20 protein-coding genes and 1 riboswitch are annotated in these 24,021 nt (G+C 62.7%); of the genes, 6 read left to right on the top strand and 14 right to left on the bottom strand.

The window, feature by feature from the left end; all coding sequences use genetic code 11:
• Window positions 1-69 precede the first annotated feature (69 nt).
• From SPBM01_RS15505 to SPBM01_RS15480, 6 genes are all read right to left on the bottom strand, one after another.
• Entirely contained in the window at window positions 70-729 is a 660-nt protein-coding gene (locus tag SPBM01_RS15505; RefSeq protein ID WP_262504203.1) for a TetR family transcriptional regulator, read from the bottom strand.
• Between the two features lie 37 nt (window positions 730-766).
• On the bottom strand, window positions 767-2,629 hold the full coding sequence (locus tag SPBM01_RS15500; RefSeq protein WP_188062518.1) for a bifunctional sugar phosphate isomerase/epimerase/4-hydroxyphenylpyruvate dioxygenase family protein: 1,863 nt from the start codon (window positions 2,627-2,629) through the stop codon (window positions 767-769).
• A gap of 85 nt (window positions 2,630-2,714) precedes the next feature.
• Entirely contained in the window at window positions 2,715-3,602 is an 888-nt protein-coding gene (locus SPBM01_RS15495) for a LysR family transcriptional regulator (protein WP_188062517.1), read from the bottom strand.
• A gap of 12 nt (window positions 3,603-3,614) precedes the next feature.
• Window positions 3,615-4,961 carry a glutathione-disulfide reductase gene (gor, locus tag SPBM01_RS15490; protein ID WP_188062516.1) on the bottom strand — a complete coding sequence of 449 codons (1,347 nt, stop codon included), beginning with the start codon at window positions 4,959-4,961 and terminating at the stop codon, window positions 3,615-3,617.
• Window positions 4,962-5,041: 80 nt separating this feature from the next.
• Window positions 5,042-5,770, bottom strand: coding sequence for a CbtA family protein (locus SPBM01_RS15485; RefSeq protein ID WP_188062515.1), 729 nt, complete (start codon window positions 5,768-5,770; stop codon window positions 5,042-5,044).
• A gap of 9 nt (window positions 5,771-5,779) precedes the next feature.
• Window positions 5,780-6,007: a CbtB domain-containing protein gene (locus tag SPBM01_RS15480; protein ID WP_188062514.1), complete on the bottom strand. Its 228-nt coding sequence runs from the start codon at window positions 6,005-6,007 to the stop codon at window positions 5,780-5,782.
• A gap of 34 nt (window positions 6,008-6,041) precedes the next feature.
• A riboswitch (cobalamin riboswitch) is annotated at window positions 6,042-6,172 on the bottom strand.
• A 30-nt stretch (window positions 6,173-6,202) separates the two neighbouring features.
• On the opposite strand from SPBM01_RS15480, the gene SPBM01_RS15475 reads away from it, so the two are divergent.
• Window positions 6,203-6,748 carry a histidine phosphatase family protein gene (locus SPBM01_RS15475; protein ID WP_188062513.1) on the top strand — a complete coding sequence of 182 codons (546 nt, stop codon included), beginning with the start codon at window positions 6,203-6,205 and terminating at the stop codon, window positions 6,746-6,748.
• Here SPBM01_RS15475 and SPBM01_RS15470 read toward each other — a convergent pair.
• The 5 genes from SPBM01_RS15470 to SPBM01_RS15450 all read right to left on the bottom strand — a co-directional run bounded on the left by SPBM01_RS15470 (window position 6,714) and on the right by SPBM01_RS15450 (window position 12,858).
• Complete coding sequence (locus tag SPBM01_RS15470; protein ID WP_188062512.1) at window positions 6,714-7,181, bottom strand: MaoC family dehydratase; 468 nt, start codon at window positions 7,179-7,181, stop codon at window positions 6,714-6,716. The two genes, SPBM01_RS15475 and SPBM01_RS15470, sit on opposite strands and share 35 nt — an antisense overlap.
• A gap of 399 nt (window positions 7,182-7,580) precedes the next feature.
• A complete protein-coding gene (locus SPBM01_RS15465) occupies window positions 7,581-9,422 on the bottom strand; it encodes an acetyl/propionyl/methylcrotonyl-CoA carboxylase subunit alpha (protein WP_188062511.1) in 1,842 nt (613 codons plus the stop codon).
• Window positions 9,419-9,808, bottom strand: a complete 390-nt coding sequence (locus tag SPBM01_RS15460) for an endonuclease domain-containing protein (RefSeq protein WP_188062510.1) — start codon at window positions 9,806-9,808, stop codon at window positions 9,419-9,421. The genes SPBM01_RS15465 and SPBM01_RS15460 overlap by 4 nt, the downstream gene beginning before the upstream one ends.
• A 104-nt stretch (window positions 9,809-9,912) precedes the next feature.
• Window positions 9,913-11,514, bottom strand: a complete 1,602-nt coding sequence (locus tag SPBM01_RS15455) for a carboxyl transferase domain-containing protein (RefSeq protein WP_188062509.1) — start codon at window positions 11,512-11,514, stop codon at window positions 9,913-9,915.
• A 198-nt stretch (window positions 11,515-11,712) separates the two neighbouring features.
• Window positions 11,713-12,858: an acyl-CoA dehydrogenase family protein gene (locus SPBM01_RS15450; protein ID WP_188062508.1), complete on the bottom strand. Its 1,146-nt coding sequence runs from the start codon at window positions 12,856-12,858 to the stop codon at window positions 11,713-11,715.
• Between the two features lie 88 nt (window positions 12,859-12,946).
• Here SPBM01_RS15450 and SPBM01_RS15445 point away from each other — a divergent pair, with 88 nt between their 5' ends.
• Window positions 12,947-13,810, top strand: coding sequence for a LysR family transcriptional regulator (locus SPBM01_RS15445; protein ID WP_188062507.1), 864 nt, complete (start codon window positions 12,947-12,949; stop codon window positions 13,808-13,810).
• 4 nt (window positions 13,811-13,814) lie between these two features.
• Here the strand turns inward: SPBM01_RS15445 and maiA are convergent, their stop codons facing one another.
• From maiA to SPBM01_RS15430, 3 genes are all read right to left on the bottom strand, one after another.
• Complete coding sequence (gene maiA, locus SPBM01_RS15440) at window positions 13,815-14,447, bottom strand: maleylacetoacetate isomerase (RefSeq protein ID WP_188062506.1); 633 nt, start codon at window positions 14,445-14,447, stop codon at window positions 13,815-13,817.
• Between the two features lie 114 nt (window positions 14,448-14,561).
• Window positions 14,562-16,676, bottom strand: coding sequence for a penicillin acylase family protein (locus SPBM01_RS15435; protein ID WP_262504202.1), 2,115 nt, complete (start codon window positions 16,674-16,676; stop codon window positions 14,562-14,564).
• A 66-nt stretch (window positions 16,677-16,742) separates the two neighbouring features.
• Window positions 16,743-19,343, bottom strand: coding sequence for a TonB-dependent receptor plug domain-containing protein (locus tag SPBM01_RS15430; RefSeq protein WP_262504201.1), 2,601 nt, complete (start codon window positions 19,341-19,343; stop codon window positions 16,743-16,745).
• 199 nt (window positions 19,344-19,542) lie between these two features.
• On the opposite strand from SPBM01_RS15430, the gene SPBM01_RS15425 reads away from it, so the two are divergent.
• The 4 genes from SPBM01_RS15425 to SPBM01_RS15410 are packed head-to-tail and all read left to right on the top strand — an operon-like array spanning window position 19,543 to window position 23,917.
• Window positions 19,543-20,136, top strand: coding sequence for an RNA polymerase sigma factor (locus SPBM01_RS15425; RefSeq protein ID WP_262504200.1), 594 nt, complete (start codon window positions 19,543-19,545; stop codon window positions 20,134-20,136).
• Window positions 20,096-21,058: a FecR family protein gene (locus SPBM01_RS15420; protein ID WP_188062504.1), complete on the top strand. Its 963-nt coding sequence runs from the start codon at window positions 20,096-20,098 to the stop codon at window positions 21,056-21,058. The genes SPBM01_RS15425 and SPBM01_RS15420 overlap by 41 nt, the downstream gene beginning before the upstream one ends.
• A gap of 38 nt (window positions 21,059-21,096) precedes the next feature.
• Window positions 21,097-22,398, top strand: coding sequence for an MFS transporter (locus tag SPBM01_RS15415; RefSeq protein WP_188062503.1), 1,302 nt, complete (start codon window positions 21,097-21,099; stop codon window positions 22,396-22,398).
• Window positions 22,399-22,417: 19 nt separating this feature from the next.
• Window positions 22,418-23,917, top strand: coding sequence for a CRTAC1 family protein (locus SPBM01_RS15410; protein WP_188062502.1), 1,500 nt, complete (start codon window positions 22,418-22,420; stop codon window positions 23,915-23,917).
• The last annotated feature ends 104 nt before the right edge of the window (window positions 23,918-24,021 follow it).

Below are 24,021 nucleotides of genomic sequence, written 5' to 3'. Positions count from 1 at the left end.
TCGTTCATTGGTATCGCGATTGGTGCGCCAGTACAAGATGCGAAGTTGGATGGCGTAACGCGCAGCGCGTCAGGCGCGGCACCAGCTTTCGATGATGTCGATAACCGACATGCGGCGACGGCCCAGCGCCTTTGCAGAGGACATGTCGCGATCGAACCCGAAGGAGAAGGTGTAGCGGTTGGAGACATTGTAGAAGCACAGCGCGCTGATGGTCATGTGCAATTCGACCGGGTCGATGCCCTCGCGGAAATGGCCGCTGGCCACGCCCTGCGCCAGGACGTCGCGCAAATTGTCGATTACCCGGCGGTTGCGTTCGCGGATGCCGGGAACTTCGCCGATATGCGCGCCGCGCAGGATATTTTCGTTCATCACCAACCGGACGAATTCGGGATGTTCGATATGATAGTCGAAGGTGGTGGTGATCAGGTCGCGCAGCGCCGCGTCGGGGGTCAGATGGTCGCGCTTCACCGCTGCATCCACTTCGCGCACGGCGGTATAGGCGCGTTCCAGCACGGCCCGATACAGGCCTTCCTTGCCACCGAAATAATAATAGATCATCCGCTTGGACGAATTGGTCCGTTCGGCAATTTCGTCGATCCGCGCGCCGCTCAATCCCTTGTCGGCAAATTCGCGGGTCGCCACGTCCAATATGTTGCGCCGGGTCTCCTCCGCCTCCACCGCGCGCGTGCTTGCCCCGCCCTCGATCGCCGTCAGCACCGCCTTTGCCACTCTTTATCGCTCCTTGTCCAAATCCTGCCGCCGGTCGTCAGGCGGGCATGTCTGCCCGGAAACGGGACTGCGCCGCCAGCCTTATCGTCGCATTGCCCGCACCATAGCCATCATAGCCACGCCGCTGGACGAATTCGAAGAAGAAACGTTTGGCAAAGGCGCGGCTGTAGAATTGGAAATATTCCTGATCGCCAATCCGGTCGTAGAGGATGTTACCCGCCGCCATCCGCGCGACCAGATCCGGGTCGAGACTGAAACGCGCAGCCAGATCGTCATAATAGTTGGCGGGAATGTCGAGCAGTTCCAGCCCGCGTTCGACCATGACGTCCCGCGCGGCAAATATATCGTCGCAAATGAAGGCGATATGCTGCACGCCCGCGCCCATATAATGGTGCAGGAAGCGCGAGGAGAGCGTTTGCGCCGCCGCCGATCCGTTCAGCGTGACGCGGAAACCACGATCGGGCGATTCCACCGCCTGGCTGTGAACGATACCCAAGGGATCTGCAATTTCCAGCTGGGGCGTCTTGGTCACGTCGAACAGGGCGAAATAATAAAGCAGCCAGGACAGAAACTCCTCATAGCCCATGGCCTGCGCGATATGGTCGATCCGGTCCAGTCCGGCACCGGGCTGGTCGGCGGGGGCAAGCGGTTCGAACTCCCGGTCCCACACCGCGTCCTGCGTGCCGGATTCGATGAAGTAGATGAGGCTGCCACCGACCCCGCGCACCGAGGGGATCTGCATTTCGTCGGATGCCACTGCCTGATCGAAACGCGGGATGCGCAGCGCGGCGGCCCGCTCCAGCGCGGCCGGTACGTCCCTGACCCGCAGGCCCAGCGCACAGACCGATGCGCCGTGGACGATGTCGTGACTATGCGCGAACCCTTCCGTCTCGCAATTGACGACCAGGTTGATGTCGCCCTGCCGCCAGCGAGTCACGGCTTTGCGCACATGGCGGCCGACCTTGGCAAAGCCCATGGCACCCAGCATGGTTTCCAGCATCGGCGCTTCGGTTTCGCTGGTCGCAAATTCGATGAATTCCACGCCGTCGATTGGGACGCGGGGCGCGATTTCAGGCGCGCGGGCGGACAGGCGGCGCGCTTCATCCTCCACCATGCGCAGCGAACGATAGCCATCGAGCGCGACCCCGGACGCGGAACCTGCACGGAAACGGTCGTTGAAGATTTCCAGCGACAACGGCCCGGCATAGCCGATGTCGAGCAGCGCGCGGACATAGTCGGCAATGGGCAGGTCGCCCTGCCCCGGCATGTTGCGGAAATGGCGGCTCCAGTAGAGATAATCCATGTCGAGCGCGGGGGCGTCGGCAATCTGGACGATGAACAGCTTAGCCGGGTCGATGGTCAGGATCGAGTCGGTCGGCACCTTGCGCGCGAGCGAGTGGAAGCTGTCGAGGATGAGGCCGACGGCCGGATGATCGACCGTGCGGACGATTTCCCACGCATCGCGGTGGTCGAACACATGCCGCCCCCAGGCGAGGGCTTCATAGCCGACGCGCAAGTTGCGCTTGTCCGCGCGCTGCCCAAGTTCGGCGAAATCATCGACGATCCGCTGCCGGTCGCCCAGCGCCTGGGGCGAGACGTTGGAGCAGATGAGGACGAGGTCAGTCCCCAATTCCTGCATGATGTCGAATTTGCGCTCCGCCCGGTCGAACGTCTTGGCGCGCAGGTCGCCGGGCATCCCTTCGAAATCGCGGAACGGCTGAAACAGGGTGCAGGTCAGGCCATGGTCGCGGATCATCGCGCCGACTTCACGCGGTGAACCATTGAAACCGATCAGGTCATTTTCGAAAATTTCCACCCCGTCGAACCCGGCAGCGGCGATCGCCTGCAACTTCTGGTCCAGTGTCCCGCTGACCGAAACGGTGGCGATCGACGTCTTCATGGCTTTGCCCTTCTTTGCATCCTCGAACGTCGTGTACCATCTAGTACAACAGGTGAGAAGGGCTAATGCACAGCGTCCATAGTCGTTACGCCCGTGCGTTGATGACCGACGACAATTCCAGTTCCAATATCTCCACCACCGCCCGCACCTTGGGCGAAAGATGCTGGCGCTGGGGATAGACGGCCCAGATCGGCTCATCCGCAGGCTGGCAATCGGTCAGGATCAGGTCGACCATGCCATGCCGCAAATAAGGCAGGATGTAGAAATCGGGCAACTGGCAGATGCCCAGTCCCGATATGCAGGCTTCCATCACCGCATGGCCGCTGTTGCAGCGGAAGCGCCCGCGCGGATAGTGCGCCACATCCTGATCGCCGACGCGGAAATGCCAGGCGTCGCTGCTGCCGACGATCAGTTCATGCGCCGCGAGTTGATCGACGCGCGCCGGTTTGCCCGCCCGCGCCAGATAGCTTGGCGCAGCGCAGGTGTGGAGCGTGCGCGACGCCACCCGCCGCGCGATGACGCGCGGGTCGGACACAGCGCCAGTGCGGATGCCCAGATCATAGCCCTCCCCCACCAGATCCACGACCCGGTTCGACAGGTCTATCGTCACGTTCAGCCGGGGATGGTGCATGGCGAAACGGCGGATGATCGGCGCGACGAAACGCTCGCCCATCGCGGTCGAGCAAGTGACGCGCAATTCACCCTGCGGTTCGCCCTGCTCGCCGATCAGGGCAATGGCCTCGTCCCGTTCCTGCGCAATGTGGGCGCAGCGTTCGAAAAAGACCCGGCCCGTGTCGGTCAGGCGGACCGTGCGTGTGGTGCGAAAGAAAAGCTGCGCCTGCACCCGCTGTTCCAGCGCGATGATCGCCCGGCTGACATGCGTGGGCGACATGCGGATCGCCTTTGCCGCCCGCGAGAAGGAACCCGTCGTCGCCACGGCGATAAATTCGTCTATCCCGTCCCATTGCGACATCGCTGTTGCGCCCTATTTCAGCAGCACCAGTTCTTCCGCCATGCTGGGGTGCAGGGCCACGGTGTCGTCGAAATCCTGCTTGGTGAGGCCCGCCTTTACCGCGATGGCCGCCGCCTGAAGGATTTCGGGCGCGTCCGGGCCGATCATGTGCAGGCCGACGACCCGGTCGGTCGTGGCGTCCACGATCATCTTGTAGAGCGCCCGTTCTTCGCGCCCGGCCAGCACATTTTTCATCGGCCGGAAGTCGGACGTATAGACCTTGACCGTGCCGAGCCGGTTCTTGGCTTCCGCTTCGGTCATGCCCACGCCCGCGAGCGGGGGATGGCTGAACACGGCGGATGGCACGCAGCCATAATCGACAGTCCGTGGGTTATCGCCGAACACCGTGTCGGCAAAGGCATGGCCTTCGCGGATCGCCACGGGGGTCAGTTGCAGCCGGTCGGTCACGTCGCCCACCGCATAGATGCTCTCGCAACTGGTGCGGCTATAATCGTCGACCTTGATCGCGCCCTTGTCGCTTAGTTCCACCCCGGCGGATTCCAGGCCCAGCCCGTCGAGATTGGGGGTGCGGCCGGTCGCGAACATCAGCACGTCGCAACTGACCGGGTCGCCATCCTTGAAATGGACGTGAAGCGAGCCGTCCTTGTCCTTTTCGATCCGCTCCATTTGCGCGTTGAAGCGGAAATTGATGCCCTTCACCGTCGAAATCTGAAGCAGGCGATCGCGGATGGATTCATCATAGCCGCGCAGCAGCGTGGACGATCGGTTGACGATCGTGACATGGCTGCCCAGCTGATGGAAAATCCCGGCAAATTCATTGGCGATATAGCCGCCACCGACGATTACGATGCGTTTGGGGCATTCGTCCAGATGGAACACCTCGTTCGACGTGATGCCATGTTCGGCGCCTTCGACATCGGGGGTGACTGGCCAGGCACCTGTCGCCACCAATATATATTTCGCCGTGATTTCCCGCCCGCTCGCCAGCTTGACGGTATGCGGCCCGGCGACCGTCGCCCGTTCACCGATCAGTTCGACCTTGTTGCTGTCGAGCGTGTTGCGATACAGCCCCTCCAGCCGGTCGACTTCCCCCAGCACATTGTCCCGCAACGTCTGCCATTCGAAACCGCAATCCGGCACGTTCCAGCCGAAACGCCGCGCATCTTTGAGATCCTCGGCGAAATGCGCGCCATAGATGAGCAGCTTCTTTGGCACGCAGCCGCGAATGACGCAGGTGCCGCCGACGCGAAACTCCTCCGCCACCGCAACCTTTGCGCCATGGGCCGCCGCCACGCGGGACGCGCGCACGCCGCCCGACCCTGCACCGATGACGAAAAGGTCGAAATCATAATCGCTCATGCCTGTCTCCGCTGGCCGCGCTCGGCTCATCGCCCGCATATGGAGGCTGGCGTGGCGGGTTACAAATGGCTTTTATGCAGCTATCGCCCCTGCCGCTGGAGCAGGCGTTCGGCGGACCAGCCGAACGCGATGCCGATGCCGCTCCACAGCACCATTTGGGTGGCGATGGAAGCGACGCGGAAATCCCATAACAGGGTGGCGGGAAAGTCGGCCGGCACTTCGTTGACGCTGGGCAACAGCCATTGGGTGAGCAGCATCAGCCCAGCGTAAAGGGCAATGGCGGCCAATGTCGCATCGAACGCGCTAAGGCTGCGCCGCATTTGGGTCCGCAGTCTGGCTGCAACGACAGCGGCGGCGAGCGACAGGGCGATCATGGCGAAATAGGCGGCGGTGCGGATGCCGACCGTGTCGTGGCTGCCGACCGCAGGGGGTGTCTGGGGATATTTGATCCCCGGCACGATCACCACGATCACGAAGGCCAGCCATGCCAGCAACAGCGCGAAGCTGCGCGGTCCCAGGCGCGCGACGCGGCCATAGCCATAAGCGAACACCAGCGAGAAGATGCCGCCGACCGCCGCGCCGTAAAGCGTCATCGCGGTGAGCAGGCCAGCGCCCTTCTGCGTCGCGCGGCTGACCAGTTCATCGTCCATGCCCGGCATGGCGTGAGTGGCGTGAGCGGCGTGACCGCGATGTTCAAAGGCGATGGCAAGGTCGACCTGCGGTTCGGCAAGGACGCGCGCGCACAGCGTGGCGAAAAGGGCCGCGAGGATGCCGACCAGCATCCCGCGCCACAGCAATTGTTTCGTCATGGCCGCGCGTCAGTGGCAGGGGAAGCCGAGGAGGTGGCGACCGTCATGCACATATTCATGGACATACATGCCATCGAAAAACGCATAGGCACCCTGTTCGGTGCTGACGAAATAGAGAAAGATCGTGGCGATCAGCGTGCCGAACAGCGCCCAGGGCAGGATGTCGTCCAGCGGGATGGCGTTACCGCCGGAAATGGGGATGAAAGCGTCGTCGAACGATGCGGCAATGGTCGCCATGGTCATACTCCTTTGGGGATTTCGCGTCCCGTGCAGATCAATGAGTCCGGCAGGAAGGTCTGGCTCTCGACGGCGACAGGCGACGACGATAACAGTGGCGCGACCGCGCCGGAATTACACCGGCTTCTTCCTGATGGACGCTGGCCCTTCTTTGGACGGGCGGGGCGGCGGGGTCAACCTGTCTTGCCGGAGTCGATGCTGACGACCACCCTCATCCTGATCTGCGCCGGGACCACGCGGATGGCCCGAACCGGCGGCTTTGCCGGACCGGACGAACCGCTGGACGCGGGCGGGCGGCGCGATGCGGCACGCGCCGATCATGTTGGCGCGACGCTGATCGGGTGCAGCCCGGCGCTGGCGGCGCAACAGACGGGGCAGGCTATGGCATTGCCCTTTACGGTCGAAGCGGCGCTGGTCGAGATCGACCATGGCCAATGGACCGGGCGAACATTCGATGCCGTGCCTCCGCAAGCGCTGCGGGAATGGATCGCCGACCCCGCCAGCGGCGCGCCCGGCGGCGAGACGATGGCGCAGGTCCAGCAGCGGATCGGCCCGTGGGTCGATCATGTCGCGGGGCTGGCCGGGACGTGGTGCGCGATCACCCATCCTATGGTCGTGCGCGCGGCACTGGCCCATATCCTCGACGTGCCGCCGCGCGCGATGCTGGCGATCGACCTCGCCCCGCTTTCGCGCACGCGCCTGTCGTTCAACCGGGGCTGGCGGCTTCAGGGGATCGGTTGAGGAGGGCCATGCGCAGGCATTGGCACACGATCTGGTCGCGTTGATTGCGCAGCCGGTGCGTGAAGGTGACGATGCCCGCGCCGGGGCGGGACTTGCTGGGCTTGAGGTCGCTCACGTCGCTTTCGCAGCGCAGCGTGTCGCCGATGAACACGGGGTTGGGCATGACGAGTTTGTCATAACCCAGATTGGCGACCAGCGTGCCAAGCGTCGTGTCGCCCACCGACAGTCCGATCATCAGCGCAAAGGTGAAGGTGCCATTGACAAGAATCTGGCCGAACTCGCTGGCCTTCGCGAATTCCGCGTCCAGATGCAGCGGTTGGGGGTTGTGGGTCATGGTGGTGAAAAGGACATTGTCCGTTTCCGTCACGGTGCGGCGAATGTCGTGGATCAGCGTGTCGCCAATCTGCCACTGGTCGAAATAGCGTCCGGCCATGTCGTGATTTGCTCCTGTCGTTTCGGAACTTTACAAAGTTCGTCCATGTGGCTGTTATGGGATTATGAAGTTCTGTTTGTATTCAATGGGTTATAGAGAAAAGGCGAAATGTCGCACAGTGGGCAACAGAGGTTTGGTTTGCGGCATATCATTTTGTTTTTTCAATGCGTTATGATCGAATAACTTCAACTGATCCTCCTCTTGCAGGCAGGGCTGTCGCATATGGAAACATGCCCTCTTTCACCGTCACCCTGAACTTGTTTCAGGGTCCATTTCTCCACACCAAGCAGTTGTTCGTGACGAGAAATGGATGCTGAAACAAGTTCAGCATGACGATTGAACGTGGGACGTTTTCATATGCGATAGCCTGCCCTTGCAGGAAGGGAGACGATTCCGACCCTAGCTTTCGACCTTCTCTATCTTCACCAGCAGCGTGCCTTCGCTCACCTGACCGCCTTCAGCGGCGTTCAATTCCGCGACCGTCCCGTCGAAGGGTGCGGTCAGGCTATGTTCCATCTTCATCGCTTCCAATGTGACGAGTTTCTGGCCCTTCACCACCGCGTCGCCCGCCGCGACCGACACGGCGATGATGCGCCCCGGCATGGGGGAAAGGATCGCGCCGTCGGAGGCAGTGGCGGAGGCGCCGCCGTCCACACGCCATGGCTGCATTTGCCATACCTGACCACCCTGCGCGATCAGCACATCGTCGAGCGCGCGCGCATCGCCTTCGCGGGGATCGAAGGCGACCGTTACCGCTTCGCCGTCGAGCAGAAAGGGTGCCTGCGCCCGCACCGGCGCGTTGAGGCGGAAGCCCGCCAGCACGCCACCGGGCGTCAACGCCGCCGCCGCATCTGCCAACGCTTCGGCATCGGGATGATGCGCTGGCATCAGCGCGTCGCCTTCGCGCCCGATCAACCCGGTATCGAGCCGGGCGGCGACAAAATCAGGATGCTCCAGCGCCTTCACCAGAAACCCGGCATTGGTCCTGACCGGCCAGATCGCGCTGTCGTCCAGTGCCGCCGCGAGCGTGGCGCGGGCGCCTTCACGGGTGGGGCCATGGGCGATCATCTTGGCGATCATCGGATCATAGAAGGGCGAAATATCCGCGCCCTGTTCGACCCCGGTGTCGATCCGGCACCCCGCGCCCAGATCGAAAGTGTCGAGCCGACCGATGGAGGGGAGGAAGCCCTTGGCCGGATCTTCGGCATAGAGCCGCGCTTCCATGGCCCAGCCATTGATGGCGAGTGCATCCTGCTGTTTGGGCAGCGGTTCGCCCGACGCGACGAGCAATTGCCATTCGACCAGATCGACGCCAGTGATTTCCTCCGTCACGGGATGTTCGACCTGCAACCGGGTGTTCATTTCCATGAACCAGATCCGGTCCGCGCGCAGCCCTTCGCTGCCATCGGCGATGAACTCGATCGTCCCTGCGCCGACATAATCGACGGCTTGTGCCGCGCGCACGGCGGCGGAGCAGATCGCCTCGCGCGTCGCCGCGTCCATACCCGGCGCAGGCGCTTCCTCGATCACCTTTTGGTGGCGGCGCTGGAGCGAGCAGTCGCGTTCGAACAGATGGACGACATTGCCATGACTGTCCCCGAACACCTGCACTTCGATATGGCGCGGGTTGGTGACCCATTTTTCGAGCAGGACATGGTCGTTGCCGAAACTGGACGCCGCTTCGCGCTGGCACGAGGCAAGCGCGTCGGCGAAATCGGCGGGCGCATCGACCTTGCGCATCCCCTTGCCGCCGCCGCCCGCGACTGCCTTGATCAGGACAGGATAGCCGATGGCGTCGGCTTCGGCGGCAAGACGTGCAGGCGACTGGTCCGCGCCCAGATAGCCCGGCGTGGTGGGAACGCCAGCGTCCTGCATCAACTGCTTGGCCGCGTCCTTCAGGCCCATCGCGGTGATGGAGGACGGGTTGGGACCGACCCAGATCAACCCCGCGTCGATCACCGCCTGCGCAAAGGCAGCGTTTTCGGACAGGAAGCCGTAGCCGGGGTGGATCGCCTGCGCGCCGCTTTGCCGGGCGGCGGTGATGATGCGGTCGCCGACAAGATAGGATTCACGCGCGGGCGACGGGCCGATATGGACCGCTTCGTCGGCGTCGCGGACGTGGAGGGCATCGGCGTCAGCGTCCGAATAGACCGCAACGGTGCGAATGCCCATCGCCCGCGCCGTGCGGATGATACGACAGGCGATTTCGCCGCGATTGGCGATGAGAAGGGATTGGATCATGGCAGACGTCCTTCTACCTCCCCGGAACGGGGAGGGGGACCAGCCGAAGGCTGGTGGAGGGGTTGGCGCTCACGGCACGCGGAAACGATGGCGATGACGACAGTATCGACAGATTGCAGGACTTTCTTTGCGGGAATGCGGAGAGTGTCGAACCCGCGCTCGCTCATATGGGCATCGCGGACGGCGTCGCTATCCGGTTGATCGCCGCGATTATGAACCTCGCCGTCGATTTCGATGGCAAGCCTTGCGGACAGGCAGGCGAAATCGAGACTGTAGGGGCCGACCGGATGCTGGCGGCGAAATTTGAAACCGCCGGGACGCTGGCGCAATGCGCGCCATAGTATCACTTCAGGCAAGTTGCCGGAGCGGCGTTCGCGTCTGGCCATCCTGATCGTCGCGGAGTTAGTGTTGAACACCCCTCCACCACCCTTCGGGCGGTCCCCCTCCCCGTTCCGTGGAGGTATGGCGTTGTCCTCTACGCCCACCCCCATCACATCCGAAACACCCCGAATTGCGCCTTGTCCGGCACCGGCGCGTTCAGGCAGGCGGCGAAGGCCAGGCCCAGCACGTCGCGGGTTTGCGCCGGGTCGATGATCCCGTCGTCCCACAGGCGGGCGGTGGCGTAATAGGGGCTGCCTTCTTCTTCATATTTTTCGCGGACCGGCGCCTTGAAGGCTTCGGCTTCTTCCGGCGTCCATTTGGCCGCATCGCGGTGGACGGTGGCGAGGACGGAGGCGGCCTGTTCGCCGCCCATCACGCTGATCCGCGCATTGGGCCAGGTGAACAGGAAGCGGGGCTGATAGGCGCGGCCGCACATGCCGTAATTGCCCGCACCGAAGCTGCCGCCGATCAGCACGGTGACTTTTGGCACTTGCGCGGTGGCGACGGCGGTGACGAGTTTTGCGCCATGTTTTGCAATGCCTTCCGCCTCATATTTGCCGCCGACCATGAAGCCGGAGATGTTCTGAAGGAACAGGAGGGGGATGCGGCGCTGGCAGGCCAGTTCGATGAAATGCGCGCCCTTGACTGCGCTTTCGCTGAACAGCACGCCGTTATTGGCCAGGATCGCGACCGGCATCCCCCAGATATGGGCGAAGCCGCAGACGAGCGTCGTGCCGTAGAGCGCCTTGAATTCATGAAATTCACTGCCGTCGACGATGCGGGCAATGACTTCGCGCACGTCATAGGGCGCGCGCACGTCCTGCGGCACGATGCCGTAAAGCTCGGCGGCGTCATATTTGGGCGGGCGCACATCATGCAGGTTGAGGTCGGGCGTACGATCGGGTTGCAAGGTTGAAACGATATCGCGCACGATGGTCAGCGCATGATCGTCATTTTCGGCGACATGATCGACCACGCCGGATTTGCGCCCGTGCAGGTCGCCGCCGCCCAGATCTTCGGCGCTGATGACTTCGCCCGTCGCTGCCTGCACCAGCGGAGGACCGGCGAGGAAGATCGTCCCCTGATTGCGGACAATGATGCTTTCGTCGGACATGGCGGGGACATAAGCGCCGCCCGCCGTGCAACTGCCCATGACGCAGGCGATTTGCGGGATGCCGCGCGCACTCATGCCCGCCTGGTTATAGAAGATGCGGCCGAAATGATCGCGGTCTGGAAATACCTCCGCCTGATTGGGCAGGTTCGCGCCGCCGCTGTCGACCAGATAGACGCAGGGCAGGTTGTTTTCGAGCGCGATTTCCTGCGCGCGCAAATGCTTTTTGACGGTCAGCGGGTAATAGGTGCCGCCTTTGACGGTGGCGTCGTTGCAGGCGACCATGACCTGACGCCCCGACACGCGACCGATGCCGGCGATGATCCCCGCGCCGGGGACTTCGTCGCCATACAGGCCGTTGGCGGCAAGCTGGCCGATTTCGAGGAAGGGGGAACCGGGGTCGAGCAGGCGTTCGACCCGGTCGCGGGGGAGCAGCTTGCCGCGCGCGGTGTGCTTGTCGCGGGCGGATGCGGAGCCGCCCTGCGCGGCGTCGGCGACCCTGGCGTGCAGTTGATCGGCCAGCGCGCGGTTATGCGCGGCGTTGGCGCGGAAGGTTTCGCTGTCGGGCGCGATTTTGGTGTCGAGGATGGGGGCGGTCATGTGCTTCTTTCTATCCTCTTGTCTGGGGCAACTGCCCCTTGCTGCCCTCTCCGCGCAGGGGCGATCGCATGTGATTTTTCTTTATCTATCAACGTCATGCTGAATGTGTTTCAGCATCCATTTCTCGTCCCAAACCATGGCTTGACCCGGCAAAATGGACCGCTTCCATATGCGATGGCCCTGCCCCTTCTCGAAGGATCATGCGCCGATCACTTCGCGGCCAATGAGCATCCGGCGGATTTCGTTGGTGCCAGCGCCAATGTCGAGCAGCTTGGCGTCGCGCAGATAGCGTTCGACTGGCCAGTCCTTGGTATAGCCTGCCCCGCCCAGCGCCTGCACCGCTTCCAGCGCGACCTTCACCGCATTTTCCGACGCCAGCAGGATCGCGCCCGCCGCGTCGAAGCGAGTGGTGCGGCCAGCGTCGCACGCGCGCGCCACGGCATAGACATAGGCCCGCGCGCTGTTGAGGGCGACATACATGTCGGCGATCTTGGCCTGCATCAGTTGAAAGGTGCCGATTGCCTTGCCGAATTGTTTGCGGTCGCGGACATAGGGGATGACGGTGTCGAGACAGGCCTGCATGATGCCCAGCTGTATGCCCGCCAAGACGGTGCGTTCATAGTCCAGGCCGGACATCAAAATGCCCACGCCGCCATTCACCGCCCCCATGATATTGTCTTCCGGCACTTCGCAATCGTCGAAGATCAACTCTGCGGTCGGGCTGCCGCGCATTCCCATCTTGTCGATTTTCTTGCCGATGGAAAAACCCTTCATGCCGCGCTCGATCAGGAAGGTGGTCAGCCCCTTTGCGCCTTCTCCGGTGCGGGCATAGACGACGAGCGTGTCGGCTTCGGTCGCGTTGGTGATCCAATATTTGGTGCCATTGAGGACATAGCGGTCGCCGCGCTTTTGCGCCTTGAGCGTCATCGAAACGACGTCGGACCCCGCGCCCGCTTCCGACATGGCGAGCGAACCGACATGTTCGCCGGAGATGAGTTTGGGGAGATATTTCGCCTTTTGCGCGGGGCTGCCCCAGCGGCGGATCTGGTTGACGCACAGGTTGGAGTGCGCGCCATAGCTAAGGCCTATGGAGGCGGACGCGCGAGCGACTTCTTCCTGCGCGACGACATGGTCCAGATAACCCAGACCCAAGCCGCCAAATTCCTCCTCCACGGTGATGCCGTGCAGGCCCAGCGCGCCCATGGCGGGCCACAGGTCGCGGGGAAACCAGTCCTGCGCGTCGATCTGTGCGGCCAAAGGCGCGATCTGCTCCGCCGAAAAACGCGCGGTGGTGTCGCGGATCATGTCGGCGGTTTCGCCCAGGGCGAAATCGAAATCGGTCATCGGGCCTCTCCTGCTTATGCTCCCAGCATAGCGTGGTGCGGCGCAGACGCAAAATTGACTGTGCGCAACCAGTGTATAGATAGGGTCTATGATCGAACGCTATCTGATCCGCTATTTCCTGGCCGTGGTGGAGCATGGCAATTTTTCCCGCGCGGCGGCGATGTGCCATGTCGCGCAACCCACGCTGTCAGTTGGCATCGCCAAGCTGGAGGCGCTGCTGGACCGCGCCCTGTTCACGCGGACCAACCAGCGGGTGGAATTGACCGAAGCGGGATCGCGCTTTCTGCCTTATGCGCGGCGGATCGAGCGGGAGTTTAATCTGGCGATGGGCGCGATGGCCGATGTGGCGCAGCAGCGACCGATGCGGCTGGGGGTGCTGAGCAGCATTGCGGGCGACATGGTGGCGCGGGCCAGCCGGGCGTGCCGCGACGCGCTGCCCGGCCCGGTGGAGATCGTCTTTGCCAATGAACGCGATCTGGCCGGGCGGCTGGCGCGCGACCGGCTGGACGTGGCGCTGACGATCCTGCGATCCGACGCGCAGCCCTATGCGCAGCAGGTCGTGATGGAGGAAGGCTATGCGATGGTGATGGCGCGCGATCACCCGCTGGCGGGCCGCGCGCTGCTCCATGCCGAGGAACTGGCGCATGACACGATGATCGTGCGCCGCCATTGCGAAGTGCTGTCGCAGACCAGCCGCCATTTTCTGGAACGCGGCGTGCGGCCGCATTTTTCGTTGCGCACGACCAATGACGAGCGGGTGCTGCAAATGGTCGGCGCGGGGCTGGGCGTGACGCTGATGCCCGATTGCTATCGCAGCGCGGACGTGGCGCATGTGCCGATGGCCGGGTTCGATCATCGCCGCACGCTGGGCTTTCTGATGGTGGACGATGCGGTGCGTGACCATCCGTTACTGCGCGCGATTGCGCAGGAATTGGCGACCGTCAGCGCCTAGCCCTCTATTCAGCGTCGGGCTGATTCTGCGGCGCGGCGCGCGTGAAGGCGTCGAGCGCAAGGCAGGCCGCTTCGATCGCCAACAGGCGCGGCCAGCGCAGATCCACGCCGAAGCGACGCGCGTTGACCAGTTGAGCGACCAGACAGATGTCGGCCAGCGTCACCTGATCGCCAAAGCAATAGGGACCATCCTGCACCGCGATCAGCCGGTCGAAAGCGTCCAGCCCCTCCTCGATCACCGCACGCGCCCAGCCCGTGACCTGATTCTCATCCAGTCCCAACGCGCGCAGCCGGTCGAGAATTTTGAGATTCTGGACCGGGTGAATGTCGCAGGCGATGAGTTGCGCGGCCGCGCGCACTTTGGCACGGGCCATCGGATCGGCCGGCAGCAGCGCCGGACCTGCAACGGTTTCGTCCAGATATTCGCAGATCGCCAGACTCTGGGTCAGGACCGCGCCGTCGATTTCCAGCGCAGGAATCAGCCCCTGTGGATTGAGCGCGAGATAGTCCGCTGCCCGATGTTCCCCCTTGCGCAGGTGATGAAAGGCGTCGGCATAGGCAACGCCCTTCATATTCAGCACGATCCGCACCCGATAGGATGCGGTCGAGCGGAAATAGCCGTGCAAGGTCGGGGGCATAGGTTGGGTCCTGACAGATTGGTCTGCGCGGATCGTAGGCCGAAAACAGGCTCCCGTTAAAGCGCCAATTGGCGGGAGGACGCATCCCGCGTCCTCCCGCCAACCCAAAGCGGCTTAAAATGCGACCTTTTCCTCGACATGTTTTTCGACTTCTGCCCGGTCGATCCACAGCGTGCGGAACGTCTTGTCGGCCAGGAATTGGAGCTGGTCGCTATTATGTTTCGAGCCCTTCTGGCTGCTATTGCCATAGCTCATGACGCCGACGGCCTTCATCGGCGTGCCGAATTCCACCATCGACACCCATGTTTCGCCATGTACCGGCAAGCGTTCGCCATTTTTCATCGGTCCCCAGGTGATCGTGCGGAACACGCCAGTATTGCCGAAGCCGCCATTCGCCGGCACGCTGACATCGCCCAGGTGAAAGCGGGACACTTCGCCATAGGGGCGATCGACCGCGCCATAGAGCTGCTTCGTCCTAACGACTGCCTGTTTCAGCATCGCGACGGCAGCGGCAGGGTCTTTCAGGCCGCGCGGCGTCTGCAACGGATCGTCCAGCGTCCATTTGACGGCATAGTTGGACTGGTCGGTAAAGTTGCGCGGTGCAAACAGCGCTGCCCATGTCTCGAACAACAAGGCGGCGCGGCTGTCCGCCTCGAACCTGTTGTCCCAGCCCTTGAGCAGTGCGACGGCGCTTTGCACGTCCGCGTCGGTCGAACCGGCAGCAGCGGCCAGCAGGTCGGGGATCATCCGTTCCGCCATCAGCGACGTGGTGGTCAGTTTGCGCGCGACGAAATCGTCGAAGCTGATCTTGTCGCTCTGCGTCATCAGCTTGACCGACATTTGCGCCCGCTGGCTGACCGGGCCAACCGGCGCGACATAGGCGGGAAATGCCCTGGGATCGAGCTGGCGCGGCCAGGTGGCCAGCCATGGCGGATCATTGGCGTTCTGCACGAAGCCGCTGGCCGGATCGAGAACCTTGGGCAGGTCGTCATAGCTGTGGACGTCCTTCCACAGCGTCGCCGACGTGTCGCCCGGCACCGGCGCGGACCAGTATTTCAGGTCGCCACTGGCATGTTTGGGCAGCAGGCCATTGTCGAGATAGAGGATATGCCCGGCGCGGTCGGCATAAACGATGTTGAACATCGGCACCTGCATCTTGCGCAACGCTTTCTGGAAGCCCGCCCAGTCATGCGCCTTGCCCATGTCGAGATATTGTTCCAGCACGCCGGGCCGGTCCAGCCCCGCAACCTTCAGCGCGATCGTCGTCTTGCCATCGGGCAGCGTGAAAACCGGACCCTGCACCGCGCTTTTCTGTTCGAAGCTGATCGTCTTGAGCGTGCCGTCGGCCTGCTTGACCTTATAGCTTTTGGTCGCGGTTTTGAACGGCAATATCTTGCCATCGAAGCTGTAACCACCGTCGGCCAACGTCAGCTTGTAACTGGTAAAACCTTGCATCGTGTTGACGGTGTTGGTAAAGCCCAGATCCTTGTTGAAGCCAAAGCGCAGCACCGGCAGGCCGACCTGCGTTGCGCCATAGATGGCCATGCCCGGCGCATTGATATGCGCTTCATAATAGGTCAGCTGGCTGGGCGCCCAGGGCAGATGCGGGTTGGCCAGCAGCATCGCCTTGCCACTGGCCGAGCGGGAGGGCGCGACGGCCCAGGCGTTGGAACCGCCCGCTTCGTTGACGGAGGAGTCCACCAGCACCTTACGATCCGAAGCGATATAGCCGAAATTCATCAGCCGGTGGGCATGGGCGATGATGTCCACGCCCTTGAGTGGCAGGACGACGCGCACTGCCGGGTCGATGGCATCGGGATGAGCGGCGGCATAGGCGTTGACCCCCGCCGCGAACGCATCGAGATTCTTGCGCATCTGCGGGCTTTGCTGGCGGAACCAGAGGGCCGATCGTTCCGGCACGTCATTGGCGACCAGCCACTTGTCCTGATCGGCATATTTGTCGCCCCAATATTCCGCCGCACGGGCGCGGGATTCGCCGTAGATGCGCAGCAGCAGGTCGCCATGGCTCTGCGCCTGCGCATAGCCAAAGCCGTAGAAGCCGCCTTCTTCCGTTTTGGCATAGATGTGCGGCACGCCGAAACTGTCCCACAAAATCTCGCCCCCGCCCCACTGGACGGCGCTCTTGTCGGCGGGGGCAGCCATCGCCGCTGCCGCTACGGACGCAGCCATGGCTACCATCATCATGTTCATCGGACGCATCGCCATCATTCTCCCGTCATTGCAGAATATGCGCCGCTCCATCATCCAGCGGAACGGCGCATCCATGTCTTTCGATCAGAAATTCACGCCGACACGGGCGTAGTAGAAGCCGCCGGTGAAACCGATGGGCGACGTGCCGGGATAGGCACCCTGCCCCAGAGTCGCGCTGATCTGGCCCGTTTCGTCGGGGTAGGTGTTGAACAGATTATTCGCGCCGATCGCCAGGTTGACCGCTGGCGTCACCTGCCAGCTTCCTTCCAGATCCGCGATCCACTTCGCCCCATAGCTGCGGTCATTGGGGTAAGTGGTCACGCCGCCGCTGGTCACGCCATTTTGCAGCACCCGGAAACTGCCGAACCGGGTCATGCGCGACGACAGGGTGAAATCACCCAGCGTGGTCAGGTTGCTGATCGACAATTTCGTGCGCGGCAGGTTGGTGGTCATGTTGCTGCGCCGGGCGCGGTCGAACAGTTCGAAGCTGATCGTGCTAAGTTCGGGCGGGTTGTCGATGATGTGGGTGATGGTCGTCTTGTTATAGTTGAAACCCAGATTCCATTGCATATTGGCGGTGTCGAACAGGGTGTGGCGATAGGATGCCACCACGTCGATGCCGCGTGTGCGGGTGTCGAGCGCGTTGGTATAATATTGCGCCGACAAAGTATTCGCCTGCGACGCCGGGATGCCGCTGGCGATCAGGATGTTGGATACCGCCGTGCCGGTCAGCGTGCTGGTAATGGAAATGCGATCGTCCACGTCGATCTGGTAGGCGTCGATCGTCAGGTTGAAATTGGGCAGAGGCGTCAGCACGATGCCGCCCGAAATGTTGAACGATTTTTCCGGTTGCAACGGTTCGGCACCCAGCGCGACGGCGGCGGGATCGTTGACGGCCAGCGTCTTGATCTGAAGCAGGACGTTGTTCACGCCATTGACGGTGCGGAACTGGTTGGTGGTCTGGGTGTAGATTTGCTGCGCGACCGCCGGTGCGCGGAAGCCGGTGTTGGCCGCCGCACGCAGCGCGATCCACGGCGCAATGGCGTAGCGGCCATTGACCTTCCAGATCAGCGTATTGCCGCTGCCGTCGTCATAATGTTCGAAACGGGCCGCCGCGCCGATGGTGATGGCGCTGCTGGGATCCCAGGCGACATCGCCATAGACGGCATAATTGTCGCGCGACATATAGGCCGCGTCGCTCGGCTGGAACCCGGCCGAACTTTGTGCGCCCGGCGTCATGCCCGTGGTGATGAAACTGCCCACCGAATAGCTGGCCGGATCGCCCGCGAAGGTCTGGTAGCGTTCGTGGCGCTGCTGCGCGCCTGCCGAAACCTGAAGATTGCCACCGCCGACATCATAGCCGCGCGTCAGGTCGAGCGAAGTGACGAATTCCGACGATTTGAGCGTGCCGATATAGAATTCGGTCGGGCTGAGGACGCCCAGCGTCGGGTTGACGGTGCCTTCCGACGACTGGCGCGCGCGATTGCGGCCATAGCCGGTCGACAGATCCCAGTCCCACCCGGCAATCTCACCCTTTGCGCCGACGGTGAATTCGAAATCCTCCTCATCGATCATGACATGGGGGCGATAGCCATTGGGGTAGATGCCCATGACGTTGTTGACGTCCTTGGGATAGCGATAGCTGTACCACAGGTCCGAGCGGCGCTGGCCGTAGGTGCCGAACGCATAAAGCTGCACCCCGCCAAGGTCATAGCCTGCGTTGAGTGCGGTGCTGATGCTGCGCGATGGCATCACGCCAAAGCTGGTGGTAACGATCCGTTCGGTCCCGACCGCTGCCGCGTCGCGCGGGTCCAGCCTGCCACTGACGAGGGGGTAGAGGCAGGTGGTCGTCGCCGTCACCGAACAATCGGCCAGCGGCAATGCGCGGTTGGACATCTCCTGCTTCTTGAGGTTGACCGAGAAGTTGGCGAAGCCGCTTTCGCCCAGCTTCATGCCGAAATTCAGGTCCGCCTGATAAAGTTCGCCATCGGAACGGTCGAAATTCTGACCTGCCGTGACATTGGCCGATCCGCCACTGGCATCGTCCTTCAGGATGATGTTGATGACGCCGGCAATCGCGTCGGACCCATATTGCGCGGCAGCGCCATCGCGCAGCACTTCGATATGGTCGACCGCCGAAGTGGGGATCATGTCCAGATCGGACGGGACGGAACCGTTATAAAGCGTGGACACCGCATTGATGAGCGACGTCTTGTGCCGCCGCTTGCCATTGACCAATATCAACGCCTGATCGGGATTGAGGCCGCGCAGGCCGCCGGTCGCGATGACCGTGGACGTCGCGCCGCCTGCCCGCACTGGCAGGTTGAAGGACGGGACCAGCGTATTGAGCGCCTGGAAAATGCCTGCTTTGCCGGTGCGGGCAAGGTCCGCGCCGGAAATCACGTCGATCGGGGTCGGGCTGTCGGTCACGGTGCGGGCCTGCCCGCGTGATCCGGTGACGACGATGGCGTCGCCGGGCGCCTGTTCATTGGCATTGCTGCTGGTCTGCGGCGCTGCGGCCTGCATCGCATAGGGCAGGCCGGTAACGCCGGGCGTGGCGCTGGCCGCCAGCGATACTGCCAGCGCGGCGTGGGACGACTGCCCCGTTACGCCAATATTCGCAGGTTCCGACGCCACCGCAGGAACCGTAGCGGCCACCGCCGCGACATAGCCAGCCAAACGCATAAAATTTCGTGTCATCATGCCCCCATGCAATTTTTGAACGTCCTGATGGTGGAAACGGGGGCTGGTCGCGTTTCTGCTAGTGACGCTTGAGAATATCTCATTTTCGTGACGCCCATCCCGGCCCTATCGCCAATCCGGTTCCTGCCGGTCGGCACGGTGCGAGCGGCGCGGGACACGAATGGGAAAACAGGGGAATAGCGTGGACGTAGAATCGATCAGGGCCAGGCTGGATTGGTTCAAGCTGGCCATATTACCGCATGAAGGCGCGTTGCGATCCCGCCTGCGCCGGGTCATGCCGCGCAGTTGCGAGGTGGACGACATGGTCGCCGAGTGCATGACCCGCGCCTATGCCAATGGCGACATATCGCGCACCCAGACCGGCAAGGCGTTCCTGTTTCAGATCGCCCGCAACCTGTTGATCGACGAAGCGCGCCGCGAAAAGATCGTCTCGCTGGAACTGGTGGCGGATCTGGACATATTGCACGCGGACCATTCGACCGAAGAAGCGCTGCACGCGCGCGACGAATTGCGCCATCTTCAGGCTATACTCGACACATTGCCACCCCAATGCCGCCGCGCCTTCATCGCGCGGCGCGTTCATGGCAAATCTGTCAAGGAGATAGCAGAGGAGATGCAGCTCTCCGTATTCACGGTAGACAAGCATTTGACGCGGGCCGCTGTGAAGATAATGGATGCCATCGGGCAGTTTGAGGGTTCTGGTTTTGGTTGGTCGCTACAAAAGCGCGGAGGAAATGCAGGCGGTCGAAGCCGAAGCGGCACGTCTGTTCCTTAAGGCGCGCGCCAGCGACGATGCCGACGACTGGGCCGATGCCTATGCCTGGGTCGCGCTGGACCCTGCCCATGGTTTTGCCTTTGCCAAGGCGGAGGCGGGATGGGAGCTGACCGAACGGCTGCACGAACTGCCCGCCGGGCGCATGGCCGCGCCCGACCTGGACGATAGCCCGCCCGTAACGATGCCCGTCGCCCTGATGAGCCGCCGCAACCTTTGGATGGGCCTGACGGCGGCGGCGTGCATCGGGGTGGCAGGCACGGTGGCGTTGCGGCTGGTCGGCACGGTCGATCGCTATCGCACGGCATTGGGCGAAACCCGCACGGTGAAGCTGGCCGACGGGTCGTCCATCCACCTCAACACCAACAGTTCGGTGGAAGTCGCCCTGCGCGAGAATATCCGCTCCATCCGCCTGCTAAAGGGGGAAGCGCGGTTCGACGTCGCCCATGATGGCAAGCGGCCCTTCATCGTGGAAGCCAACGGGACGCAGGTGCGCGCGGTCGGCACCATGTTCAACGTGCGGCTGCGCACGGACCTGACCGAGTTGACCGTGATCGAGGGGATCGTCGCGGTCAGCAATGGCGGGTCGGTGGTGCGGCGCATTGCCAGCGGCAAGAGCGCCGCCGTGCGCAGCGGCGGCATAGCCGTAACCCCAATCGAACCGGCCAAGATCCGCCAGCGCATTTCCTGGCAGGACGGGCTGGTCCAGTTCGATGGTGATACGCTGGCGCAGGCGGTGGAAGAGTTCAACCGTTACCGCGCCACCCCGCTGGTAATCGGCGATCCGGCCATCGCCAGCCTGCGCGTGGGTGGCGCATTCCGCCTCGACCGGTCGGAAGATTTCGTTCAGGCGCTGCAAAGCGGCTTTGGCGTGCGCGCGGTGGCGGGCAGCGACAATTCGGTCATTCTGGTATCCGACGAATAAGATTAGCAGAAGTGCGCGGGCCGCCCGTTTCAACGGGCATGGAACATGTGCCTTCGCTTACACCCGCCTATATCTCCCGACAGGACAGGCTGCGGTCCATCATCGGCGGGTCGATCGGCAATCTGATCGAATGGTATGACTGGTATGTCTATTCCGCCTTCACACTCTATTTCGCGCCGGTTTTCTTTCCGTCGGATGACAGCACCGCACAACTTTTGAGCGCGGCGGCCATCTTTGCCGTCGGTTTCCTGATGCGGCCGATCGGCGCGTGGATCATGGGCATTTATGCCGACCGCAAGGGCCGCAAGGCGGGGTTGACCGTGTCGGTCATGCTGATGGGCGGCGGATCGCTGATGATCGCAGCGATTCCGGGCTATGACAGTATCGGCGTGGCCGCCCCTGCCCTGTTGCTGGTCGCGCGGTTGATGCAGGGATTGTCGGTCGGCGGCGAATATGGGGCCAGCGCGACGTACCTGTCCGAAATGGCGCAGAGCGACCAGCGCGGTTTCTTTTCCAGTTTCCAATATGTCACGCTGATCGCCGGGCAGTTGCTGGCCCTGTGCATGTTGCTGCTGTTGCAGGTGGCGTTGACCGAACTGCAACTGGAAAGCTGGGGCTGGCGCATCCCCTTTTTCGTGGGGGGACTGATGGCGATCGGCGTCTATCGCCTGCGCCGTGGCCTGCGCGAAACGCAAGCCTATGAGGAAAGCGCGGCAGTCAAGGAACAGCCCGCATCGAGCGGCTGGAATCTCATCCGCCGCCACCCGCGCGAAGTGCTGCTGGTGATGGCGCTGACCGCTGGCGGCACGCTCGCCTTCTACGCCTACAGCACCTATATGCAGAAATTCCTGGTCAATAGCGCAGGTTTTGGTCGCCAGACCGCGACCGCGATCATGGCGTCGGCGCTGTTCATCTACATGCTGTTGCAACCCATGGCGGGATGGCTGTCCGACCGGATCGGGCGCAAGCCGCTGTTGCTTGGTTTCGGCATCAGCGGCGTGTTGTTCACGACGCTGATCTTCACCCGGTTACAGACTGTCACATCCTCCTTCGGTGCGTTCCTGCTGGTCCTGTCGGGGCTGGTGATCGTCACCGGCTATACGTCGATCAACGCCATCGTGAAGGCAGAGCTGTTTCCCGCCCATATCCGCACGCTTGGCGTCGCCCTGCCCTATGCGCTGGCCAACACGCTGTTCGGCGGAACGGCGGAATATGCCGCGCTCTGGATGAAGCAGGCCGGAATCGAACAAGGCTTCTTCTGGTACGTCACGGCCATGATCGGCGTGTCGCTGATCGTCTACCTGCGTATGCCCGACACCCGCACCACCAGCCGCATCTGACACAAAAGGGGGATTTTCCATGCCGTCATTGACCCGCACACTTTGCCATACGCTGCCCTTCCTGCTGCTCGCCCAGGCGGCACAGGCCCAAACACCGGCAGAACCAGCGTTCACGTCGGTCCAGACCGCCGATTTCGCCATTGCCGGGTCGCTGTCCAACAGCTGGGCCGATTTCGACCGCGACGGCGATCTGGATCTGGCCGTGTCGCTGAAGGGCGGCGACATTCGCCTCTATCGCAATGACAAGGGGCATTTCGTCAATGTCGGGCCGCAACTGGGCCTGCCCACATCCGGCCCGGAAATGCGCGGCGTGGCTTGGGGCGATTATGACGGCGATGGCTGGGCCGACCTGCTGGGCGGGGCGACCATGCCCGACCAGCTGAGCCTGGTTTTCCATAATAAGGGCGGCAAGGCATTTACCAATGTCGCGCCGGAACTGGGCCTCACCATCCCTGGCCGGTCGGCGCGGCAGACTAGCTGGATCGACTATGACAATGACGGCGATCTGGACGTTTACTCCGCCAACCGCATTGGCGCCAACGCGCTGTTCCGCAATGACGGCGGCAAGTTTACGCAGGTTTTTGCCGGGACTGGCCCGTCGGACACACGCCCCACGGTCGGTGCCTGCTGGTTCGATTATGACCGCGACGGTGATCTCGACGTGTTTCTGGCAAACCAGTCGGGCGCACCCGATTCGCTATGGCGCAACGATGGGACCGGCTTCGTCGATGTCGCCGCATCCATTGGTCTCGACAATCCGGGGCGGACAAAGGAAGAAGGCGGTGTCGGTTGCGCCGTGGGCGATTATGACAATGACGGCCATCTCGACCTGTTCGTCCCCAATTATGGCGTGAACGCGCTGTATCACAATAATGGCGATGGCAGTTTCACCAACGTCGCCAAGGATATGGGCGTCGGCATCGAAAATCATGCGGTGGGCGCGGTGTGGGGCGATTATGACAATGACGGCTTCATCGACCTGTTCGTCACATCCTACACCGGCGAACGTAACCAGCAGCAGCCCAAAAACAGCCTGTTCCACAATGAAGCGGGCAAGGGCTTCGTCAACGTCCTGACCCCCACCTCGAAAATCAATGTCGGCGATCATGGCGTGCAATGGGTCGATTATGACCGCGACGGCGCGATCGACCTGTCGGTGATGCGTGGTTACACCGACAAGGGCGGCCATTTCCTGTTCCACAACGACATGGCCCCTGCCGCTGCGAAGCGCAGCCTGTCGGTGCTGCTGCTCGACGCCAAGGGGCGCTTCACGCGCATGGGGGCCGAAGTGCGCCTCTACGACAAGGCGGGCAAGATCGTCGCGACCCGGCAACTATCGACCGGCGATGGCTATAATTCGGAAAATGCCGCGCCGGTGCATTTCGGCCTCAAGACTCTGGAGCCAGTCACGGTCGAAGTCACATGGATGGGCGCGAAGGGCCGCAAGCTCCAGACCATTCGCAACGTAAAGCCCGGCCAATATGCAGGCAAATCGCTGATCGTGACCGAAAGCAAGTAACAGCCCGCGACGTGGCGGTAGCGGAAAGGGGCGGTCGCATGACGCGGCTGCCCCCTTTCTTCCCGCTCCGGCTGAAAGGCTGGTGACAGCTTGACTTCCTAAAG

This window comes from Sphingobium sp. KCTC 72723 (assembly GCF_014280435.1).
Taxonomy (GTDB): domain Bacteria; phylum Pseudomonadota; class Alphaproteobacteria; order Sphingomonadales; family Sphingomonadaceae; genus Sphingobium.
The sequence above is the reverse complement of the archived record's forward strand: the minus strand, read 5'-3'. Positions and strand labels throughout refer to the sequence as shown.